Below are 6,197 nucleotides of genomic sequence, written 5' to 3'. Positions count from 1 at the left end.
CGTGGGCGACGACGACCAGTCGATCTACGCCTGGCGCGGCGCCAACCCGGAGAACATCGACCAGCTCGGCCGCGACTGGCCGAACCTGCGCGTGATCAAGCTGGAGCAGAACTACCGCTGCGGCAAGCGCATCCTGCGCGCAGCCAACCAGCTGATCGCCAACAACCCGCACCTGCACGAGAAGAAGCTCTGGAGCGAGCACCCCGAGGGCGCGCCGATCCGCGTGCTCGAGTGCAAGGACGCCGAGCACGAGGCCGAAAAGGTGGCCGCCATCGCCACCACGCTGGCGGAGAAACACAAGGCGCGCTGGCACGACATCGCCATCCTGTACCGCGGCAACTTCCAGGCCCGCCCGCTGGAGAAGGCGCTGCGCCTGGCCCGCATTCCGTATCACCTGACCGGCGCGTTGTCCTTCCTCGACCGCGCCGAGGTGAAGGACCTGCTCTGCTACCTGCGCCTGCTGACCAATCCCAGCGACGATGCGGCGTTCCTGCGTGTGGTCAACAGCCCTAAGCGCGAAGTCGGCGCCACCACGCTGGAGAAGCTCGGCCAGCTCGCCCAGTCCAGGCACTGTTCACTGCTGGAGGCGACCCGCAGCGACGCGGTGCTGCGCCAGCTCACGCCGCGTCCGGCCGCCGCCCTGGCCGGCTTTTCCGAGCTGCTGGACGAATTGCGCAGCGCCTCGCTGCACGAGAGCGCCGCCGACCTGGTCGAGCGCATCCTCAAGCGCACCGGTTACGCCGCCCACATCGCCGCCAGCACGCCCGACCCCGCGCTGCGCGATCGCCGCCTGGCCAACCTGCAGGAACTGGCCGACTGGTTCCGCGCCATGCAGAAGGGCAACAGCGCCGGCGACCTGGCCGCGCAGTTGGCGCTGCTCAGCCATGCCGACCGCGACGAGCCGGGCAACGCGGTGCGCATGATGACCATGCACGCGGCCAAGGGCCTGGAGTTCCGCTTCGTGTTCATCGTCGGCTGCGAGGAAGGCACGCTGCCGCACGAAGGCGCCATTGACGAGGGCCGCATCGACGAGGAGCGGCGCCTGATGTACGTGGGCATCACCCGCGCCAAGGAACTACTGACGCTTTCCTGGTCCGCGCGCACCCGGCGCTATGGCGAGATCCACACCAACCAGCCCAGCCGCTTCCTGCACGAACTGCCGCAGGCCGACCTGCACTGGCAGGGCAAGGACCCGGAGGCCGACAAGGAAATCGTGCGCGAGACCGCCGAGTCGCACATGGCGAAAATCGCCGCCATGCTCGCTGGCAAATAGGCATTCGCCCTTGTGGGGAACCGTCGCGGGCGATCCTCCGCCTGCGCAAGCGGGCTTCTGCAAGGGACGGCGCTACAGCAGGTTCTCGCCTTCCAGTTCGCTCTTGAGGTAGGCGTAGTAGATCGGCGCGGCCACCAGGCCGGGCAGCCCGAAGGCCGCCTCCATCGTCAGCATGGCGATCAGCAGCTCCCATGCGCGCGAGCGGATCTGCGTGCCGACGATGCGCGCGTTGAGGAAATACTCCAGCTTGTGGATCAGGATCAGGAAGATCAGGGCGGCGATACCCACGCCGAGCGAGACCGACAGGCCGGCGATGGTCACCGCGGTGTTGGAAATGAGGTTGCCGATCACCGGCAGCAGGCCGACCACGAAGGTGACCGCCACCAGCGTCTTGGCCAGCGGCACGTGGATGTCCAGCAACGGCAGCACGCCGATCAGGAAGATCGCGGTGAACGCGGTGTTGATCAGCGAGACTTTGATCTGCGCGAAGACGATGTTGTGGAACGCCGCGGCCAGCCGGTTGCAGCGCTCGCCCAGCGCCGCCGCCAGCGGGCCGGCCTGGTGGGTCGGGCCGGCGCTGTGACTGAGCGCCACGATCGCACCCAGGATCAGGCCGATGATGATGTGGGCAAAGCCGCGCGCGGTGTCCTTGCCGGCCAGCTGCAGGCTGCTGGCGTGCTTGCGGGTCAGCTCGGCAGCCATCACGCGCAGCTCGTCCACGCTGTCGGGGAGCGAGCCGACCAGGGCGGCCGGCAACTGCTCGCGTGCCTTCTCCACCAGCGGCATCAGCTGCTTGTCCCACAGGTCCTGCGGATTGCCGATCTCGCTGTGGAAGAAGCTGATCGCGCCCAGCGCCAGCAGGATCAGCAGCCCCACCACCACCGCGCCGATCAGCGCCACCACCACCACCCGCGCACGCCGGCCGGACAGGCGCCGCTCCAGCAGCGGGCTGATCGTCTGCACCAGCTCGTACACCAGCAGACCTGCGAGCAGCGCCGAGAGCAGGTGCAGCCCGATCACCAGCAGCAGCGCCAGGCCCGCCAGTACGTAGCTGGCGATCCGGGTGGCGCGCGAGGGCTCGCGGAGCAGGGACGGGTTGGGGGCCATGCGCCACCGCGTCGGTGAGGGGGCCCCAGTCTCGCAGCAGGCCGGCCCGCCTGCCAGCCTGACGTACACTGGCGGGCCGTTCGCGTGCACAAGGATCCCAAGCGATGACCCCGCGCCTCCCCGCCCTGGCCGCCCTGCTCCTGCTTGCCGGCTGTACGGCGCAGCCGTCCCGGAAGCCGGCACCCGCCGCCCCCGCCGCCGCCCCGGCCGCCGTGCCCGCCGACGACAACCTCAATGCGGTGGCCTGGACGCAGGCTGCGATCGAACACGACCTCATCTACCTGCAGACCTACCGCGACGCCCAGGCCCGGTTGCTCGCGGCCCTGGCCGACCCGCACTGGGACGCCCTGGCCAGGGCCGACCGCGTGGTGCCGGCCGAGGGGCTCAAGCCGGCGGTGATCCTCGACATCGACGAAACGGTACTGGACAACTCACCCTACCAGGCGCGGCTGGTGCGCAGCGGCGGCGAGTTCAACGAGCCGGACTGGGCGGCCTGGTGCAAGGAAGCCAGGGCCCGGGCCCTACCCGGCGTGGTCGAGTTCACCCGCTTCGCGGCCCGGCACGGCGTCGCCGTGATCTATATCTCCAACCGGTCGGCCGACCTGGACCAGGCCACCCTGGCGAACCTGCGCAAGGCTGGCCTGCCGGTGGCCGGGCCGCAATCCTTCCTCGGCCTGGGCACCTTTGTCGAAGGCTGCGAGCAGGTGGGTTCGGAAAAGGGTTGCCGGCGCCAGCAGGTCGCCCGCCAGTACCGGGTGCTGATGCAGTTCGGCGACCAGCTCGCCGACTTCCTGGACGTGCTGCCCAATACCCCGGCCGGCCGCAGCCGGGCGGCCGCACCCTACCTCGGCTGGATCGGGCAACGCTGGTTCGTGCTGCCCAATCCCACCTACGGCAACTGGGAACCGGCGCTGTTCGACAACGACTGGCAGCTGCCGCGGGAAGAACGCCGCCGGCGCAAGGTGGAGGCCTTGCGGGTCGACTGAGCCCCTCCCTGTGTAAAGAGCCGCTTTCGGCTTGCGCTTAAAATCAACCACTTGCAAGGTAAAACAAACCCATTGCCTTAAATATGCGGGGCGCGTAAGCTCTGTCCCGCCGAAACCTGCCGACCTCCAAACTGCGGGCAAGGCCATTTCCCTTCCGGCCCGGCCGGACTTGCCCCGCGCGGCTCCAGGCCCGCGGGGTTTTTCTTTGCCGCGCCAGCAAGCAGACATCGGCTTGCCGCCAGTTCGACAGGCTGCGTACGCCGGCGGCGCGATGCTTGGCGACCCCACGCCGCGCCATGCAAGAGAGGTTCATGCGCCCGCCCTTTTTTCCGCGCCTGCTGGCGCTGCTCGCCCTGTCCGCACTGGCCGCCTGCCAGTCGCACGACACCCCTGCCCGCGCCGCGACCAACCCGTCGCCCGAAGCTGCCGTCCAGCAATCGATCGACCTGGTGCGCGCCGGCGACTTCGCCGGGTTCTGGCAGCATGCGTTGCCGCCGCACGACTACGCCATGCTGCGCGAGGACTGGGGCCAGGCCCATGCCGGCGCGCAGCCGCTGGACGAGGCCGGGCGCGAGCGCCTCGACGCCGCGCTGCAGCAACTGGCCGCCCCGGATGCGACCGCCACGCTCGATGGCCGTTTGCAGCCCTGGCTGGCCAAAACGCAGGCCCGCTATGGCGACCAGTTGCCGCTGCTGGTCGGCATCGCGCGGGCGCTGGCCAGCAAGTCGATCGAGGAGAATCCACGCCTGACCGACACCCAGAAACGCCACGCCGTGGCGCTGGTCGACGCACTCGGACCGTGGGCGCAGCAGGCGCCGTGGTTCGACCGGCAAAAGGCGCGCCAGGCGGTCGGGGTGGTGGTCGCCACGGCGCGCGAACTCGGCCTGCGCGATGCACAAAGCCTGCGCAGGATGGATTTCGACCAGGCCATGCGCAGCTATGCCATTGCCTTCCACGGGCTGGAGCGCCTGCTGGCCCTCTACGGGTTGCCGCTGGACGAGGCGCTGGGGTCGGCGCGCGTGGTGCCGCTGGAATACCACCCGCCGTATGCGCGCGTGCGCATCGAATACCGCGTGCTGGGCACGCCACTGTCGATGGAATCGACACTGGTGCAACAGAACGGCCACTGGTACGACCAGGACCTGCTCGAGAGCGTGCGCCTGGCGCACCGGCAACAGGCCACCCCGGCAGCCGCCGGCACGGTGGCGATGACGCACTGAGCGGTTCGTCCGGCCCACCGGCTACAATCCGCCGAATGCAGAACATGACCGCGGATTCTCCCGCCCGCAGCCGCGCGCCCTGGTGGTTCAGCCTCGCCGGCCAGTTGCTCGAACCCTGGGTGCGCATCCGGCGCGACCCGGCCGAACCGGCCAGCCTGCTCAAGGCCGGCGCGCCGGTGTGCTACGTGATCGAGCGCGACGGCTTTTCCGATGCGCTGATCCTCGACCGCGCCTGCCGCGAAGCCGGCCTGCCCGCGCCGATGCAGCCGCTGGCCGGCACCCGCCGCCGGCGTTCGGTGTTCGCGCTGGCGCGGCGCGACGGCTGGCTGTTCGGCCGCAGCCGCCAGCGCGCACCCTACGAGACGCTTGACCAGCTGGTCCGTTCGCTGGAGGACCACCCGGGTCGCGACATCCAGATCGTGCCGGTGTCGATCTACGTCGGCCGCGCGCCGAGCCGCGACAGCGGCTGGTTCCGCGTGCTGTTCTCCGAGAACTGGGTGATGGTCGGCCGCTTCCGCCGCCTGCTCGCGCTGCTGCTGAACGGCCGCGACACCGTGGTGCACTTCTCCGCGCCGGTATCGCTGCGCCAGGTGCTGGACGAGGCCGGTCAGGCGCGGCCGGAACGTTTCGCGCGCAAGATCGCGCGGGTCCTGCGTACGCATTTCCACCGCATCCGCGCCGCGGTGATCGGGCCCGACCTCTCGCACCGGCGCACCGTGGTGGACTCGGTCCTCAACGCCGAGCCCGTGCGCACCGCCATCGGTGCGACCGCGGCCAAGGAGCGGATCTCCTACGCCAAGGCCTGGCGGCGCGCGCACAAGCTGGTGATGGAAATCGCCGCAGACTACTCGCACCCGGTGGTGCGTTCGGCCTCGTTCCTGCTGTCGAACTTCTGGAACAAGCTGTACGACGGCATCGCCATGCACCACTTCGACAAGGCCCGTGCCGCCGCGCCGGGCTTCGAGGTGGTCTACGTGCCCAGCCACCGCAGCCATGCCGACTACCTGCTGATGAGCTACCAGCTGCACGTCTCAGGCGTGGTGGTGCCGCACATCGCCGCGGGCGTGAACCTCAACCTGCCGGTGATCGGGCCGATCCTGCGCCGCGGCGGCGCGTTCTTTCTGCGCCGCAGCTTCAAGGGCAACGCGTTGTACTCGGTGGTGTTCAACGAGTACGTGGCGCAGCTGATCGACCGTGGCGTGCCGATGGAGTACTTCATCGAAGGCGGCCGCTCGCGCACCGGGCGGCTGCTGGCGCCGCGCGCGGGCATGCTGGCGATGACCGTGCGCGCGTTCCTGCGCGCGCCGCGCCGGCCGGTGCTGTTCCAGCCGGTCTACATCGGCTACGAGAAACTGATGGAGGGCAAGAGCTACATCGGCGAGCTGTCGGGCAAGCCGAAGGAGAAGGAATCGCTGCTCGGCCTGCTCAAGGGCCTCAAGGTGCTGCGCCAGCGCTACGGCCACGTCGCACTCAACTTCGGCGAGCCGATCGAGCTGACCCCGCTGCTGGACGCGGCCAGCAGCGGCTGGCGCGCCGCCAGCGGCGATCCGGACGCCAAGCCCGAGTGGCTGGGCCGCGTGGTGGACGACCTCGCCGAACGCATCCAGGTCA

General features: G+C 69.7%; 5 protein-coding genes. 4 read left to right on the top strand and 1 reads right to left on the bottom strand.

Annotated features, from left to right (window positions below):
- On the top strand, window positions 1–1,273 hold a 1,273-nt coding region (locus VFH59_RS05120; protein ID WP_325163809.1), incomplete at its 5' end, for a 3'-5' exonuclease.
- Window positions 1,274–1,345: 72 nt separating this feature from the next.
- On the opposite strand, the gene VFH59_RS05115 is transcribed toward VFH59_RS05120, so the two are convergent.
- Complete coding sequence (locus tag VFH59_RS05115) at window positions 1,346–2,380, bottom strand: hypothetical protein (protein ID WP_325163808.1); 1,035 nt, start codon at window positions 2,378–2,380, stop codon at window positions 1,346–1,348.
- A gap of 104 nt (window positions 2,381–2,484) precedes the next feature.
- Between VFH59_RS05115 and VFH59_RS05110 the strand changes: the two genes are divergently transcribed.
- The 3 genes from VFH59_RS05110 to plsB form a co-directional block, all read left to right on the top strand.
- Entirely contained in the window at window positions 2,485–3,366 is an 882-nt protein-coding gene (locus tag VFH59_RS05110) for a 5'-nucleotidase, lipoprotein e(P4) family (protein WP_325163807.1), read from the top strand.
- A 311-nt stretch (window positions 3,367–3,677) separates the two neighbouring features.
- Entirely contained in the window at window positions 3,678–4,586 is a 909-nt protein-coding gene (locus VFH59_RS05105) for a hypothetical protein (protein WP_325163806.1), read from the top strand.
- A 35-nt stretch (window positions 4,587–4,621) separates the two neighbouring features.
- A partial coding sequence (plsB, locus tag VFH59_RS05100; RefSeq protein WP_325163805.1) for a glycerol-3-phosphate 1-O-acyltransferase PlsB occupies window positions 4,622–6,197 on the top strand: 1,576 nt, incomplete at its 3' end.

Origin of the sequence: Frateuria sp., from assembly GCF_035695185.1 — a bacterium.
Lineage (GTDB): Bacteria > Pseudomonadota > Gammaproteobacteria > Xanthomonadales > Rhodanobacteraceae > Frateuria_A.
This window is presented reverse-complemented; position numbering and strand designations above follow the sequence as displayed.